At 41.6% G+C, this 3,348-nt stretch carries 3 protein-coding genes and 1 pseudogene; all 4 read right to left on the minus strand.

What is annotated here, in order from left to right; all coding sequences use genetic code 11:
* Window positions 1-2,122: polysaccharide biosynthesis tyrosine autokinase (locus MHN01_RS21170; protein ID WP_239413275.1), on the minus strand; the 2,122-nt coding region annotated here is incomplete at its 3' end.
* A gap of 73 nt (window positions 2,123-2,195) precedes the next feature.
* A complete protein-coding gene (locus tag MHN01_RS21175; RefSeq protein WP_239413277.1) occupies window positions 2,196-2,627 on the minus strand; it encodes a protein tyrosine phosphatase in 432 nt (143 codons plus the stop codon).
* Between the two features lie 111 nt (window positions 2,628-2,738).
* On the minus strand, window positions 2,739-3,032 hold the full coding sequence (locus MHN01_RS21180; RefSeq protein WP_239413279.1) for a four helix bundle protein: 294 nt from the start codon (window positions 3,030-3,032) through the stop codon (window positions 2,739-2,741).
* Window positions 3,033-3,180: 148 nt separating this feature from the next.
* Window positions 3,181-3,348 (minus strand): annotated as a pseudogene (locus tag MHN01_RS21185) (sugar transporter); the annotation flags it as partial.

Genomic DNA, 3,348 nt, shown 5'->3' on the forward strand with positions numbered 1-3,348 from the left:
CGCCATAATAGCTGCTGGCCTTACGCACAACCGCATTTAAGATAAAACCTTTCACTTCAATACCATTTTGCTCAAACCGTTGCTTGGCAACATCAACTTCTTTAACCGAATTCTGACCAAACCGACCTACAAGCAAGGTAGTTCCAGCGTGGGCACCAACAATAGCCGGGTCTGTAACAGCAAGAATTGGTGGTGTATCGACAATTACAATATCGTAATGTTCAGAAGCCCAATCCATTAACGCTTTAAAGCGAGGATGCATTAATAGCTCCGACGGATTTGGCGGAACATTTCCCCGTCCGATATAATCCAATCCTTCCACACCAGGTTGCTTAAGCAAGGATTCAATCTGAGCTTGACCACTCAGATACTCAGACAAGCCCGGTTTGTGCCCAATAGCCATCTGGCGTTCCATTTGCCCCTTTCGCATATCAGCATCGATGATTAATACCTTAGATCCAGACTTTGCAATAACCGCTGCCATATTAGCCGATACGAATGATTTACCAATGCCTGGGCTTGGACCTGATATCATTAGGATATTATTTTTTGCTTCCATCATCGCAAAATGAAGGCTCGTTCGTAAACTTCGTAATGCCTCAACAGACAAGTCTGCAGGGTTAGAGACAGTCAGCAAAGTTTCATCAACGGTTAACTTCTTTTTGCCTTTTTGTTTTTTCTCCAGCTCTATCTGCCAATCCGACATTGGTACACTCGCATAAACCGGCAAGCCTATTACTTCTATTTCATCAGGATTCTCAACTCCACGGTGAAAAACGGCGCGAAGAAGAGCAATCGCAACAGCTAACATTCCCCCCAACAATGTAGCTAATACCACAATCAAAGGCTTTTTAGGCTTCACTGCACGAGTATACGATTGGGCTGAATCTAAAATGCGAACATTGCCTACTGTACTAGCTTTAACGATATTCAGCTCTTGTACTTTATTCAACAATTGCACATATATCTGCTGGTTTACCTCTACATCTCGGGTTAATCGCAATATCTCACGTTGGGTTTTCGGCAACTTTTGGATCTGCGAATTCAAACGCTCACGTTCGCCCAATAAAGTCTTGCGTTTATCTAGTAAGGATAAGTAAGCTGGATGCTCTTTTGTAAAACGCTGAGAAATTTCGCTTTCCTTAAAAGTCAACTCATTTAGTTGAGCCTCGATTGTGACCATAACATCGAGTGTAGACTTTGCTTCTAGACCTAAATCAATTGATTCATTGTCTTGTCGATATTGATTCAATTGATCTTCAGAAAGTGTCAGCTGATTTTTAATATCAGGCAGATGGGCTCTAAGAAACTTTAAACTGTTTTCGGCTTCAGCAGAATTTCGCTCTACATTCTGAAGAAAATAATTCTGGCTTATGTCATTAAGTATTTCTTCAATACCGCGACGATTTTCACCAGTCAATGATAGCTGAAGAATACCTGTTTGCTTACCACGCTCGCTGACGGATAGATCTTTTTGTAACCATTGAATAGCATCAAGCCGAGTTCTTTTTAGTACTGTAAATGATGCCCCATCATCTGCAGCTAATTGGCTCACAAATATAGCAAATTCACCTTGTTGTGATAGTTCACCAACGCGACCAGATAATATAGTGCGTTCATTACTATCTACTAATTCAAAGAGCCCCGCTTCAGGATCCGTAACTAATAGTGTAAATACAGGTGTATCAACATGACTAGGAACTTCAAAACGACTAATGTAAATCGCATTTTGCTCACCTTGAATACGGGCTAGCCCCTTACCAATAACAGGCAGGTAATTGGGAGAGGCAACAGTTGTTAAATTCAGCTTATCGACTGTTTTTCCCAAAATCATACGAGATTTAATAATCTCAATTTCAGTAGTAGCCGATGATTCAGAGGCAAACAACTCCCCCATCTCACCCAGAGCTGGCATACCCGAGCTTTTAGTTTCAACCTGAATTAATGCATCTGCTTTATAGACCGGTGTCGCCAGCAAAGCATACGCCACACCAATAATGGCAAAAATGAAAGTAATCGCAATAATATTCCAGCGATTATCTAACAGAATACCAAACAGCTTACCCAAATCTATCTCATCCGAGTCTGTCTGCTTGACTTGTACGTTTTGCGTAACGCTCATGATTATTTCCAGTAATGATTGTTGAGTATCGAAAGATATAGCTCACTCGGTCCTCGATACTTTAAACTCGGCTCTATTTGATTTTTTTCGCCCATGCGTTTGCAGCCACGTCAATAAGACTATAAGCATGATCAAAAGCTTCACGGCTTTGACGGTATGGGTCAGGAATATCTTTCTGACCATTCCATTGACCGAATAGCATAGTTTTACCTCGAGCTTCAGGGGAGATCTTGGTAACTGCTTCTATATGACCTTTTTCCATAACAAGGATAAGATCATACTCACGGCACAATTCACTTGTTAGTTGTTGTGCTCTGTGACCTTCTAAGCTAGTACCATTGTCAGAAGCAACTTCCGAAGCCATTTTATCAGCTGGCTTTCCAACCAATGCCCCAACACCCGCTGATGCAATATGCTTATTGGGTAATAGCTTTTTTAGTAAATATTCACCTGATGGTGAGCGGCAAATGTTGCCAACACAGACGACAAGAATTTTCTCAAACATAGTATTACCAATTTCGAGGGTCTAGGGTCGAGATTCAAGAGGCGTATCTCGAATAACGTGGTGAACCATTGTCTCAACCTCGCTATTCTCACCTTTTGCATCCTACTCACCTCAATACTCTCCGCGTTTTTCTTGAATTTGTAATGACTGATACTTTATCAATCCACCAATCATCCGGCTAACTTCTATCAGGTTGCAAATCATTTCATTTGCGGTTGCTTCAGAAAAATAACCAAGGTCCCTTGCAAACATCAGCTGTGTGACAAGCTCCCCACAAGAGCCTTTGGTTATGTAGAAAAATTCAACATTGCCTTTAGTTGTTCTTCGCTCTGAACCTTCAGCATATTTGACGAAATTGAAATTGCTGAACGTGAAACTTGATCTTTTAGTGCAAAATCTCTGCAAGACTAAAGTAATTTACAGGCATTCAACGAGACTAGATAATCTCTCTGCCAAACTTCAAGCTTAAGATAATGCATCTGCCCCCGAGGCAGTTTTAACGGCTAACTACTCGAAACTTGCCTCTCTGATCTCGCTGCTAGAAACATCGTTTCTATGGCCAGGTCCTAATACGCAAAGCACCTTCAGTCAACTGGTTGAATCCAGAGATAGTAGGAACTATTTGCGAAACTACACGGTTCCAGCGTGTGACTGGGGCAGCGGTAACATAGACTATATCGTATGGCTCGAGCTCAAATTCAGTACCAATCAATAGAGCGGA

This window comes from Photobacterium sp. OFAV2-7, assembly GCF_022347985.1.
Taxonomy (GTDB): domain Bacteria; phylum Pseudomonadota; class Gammaproteobacteria; order Enterobacterales; family Vibrionaceae; genus Photobacterium.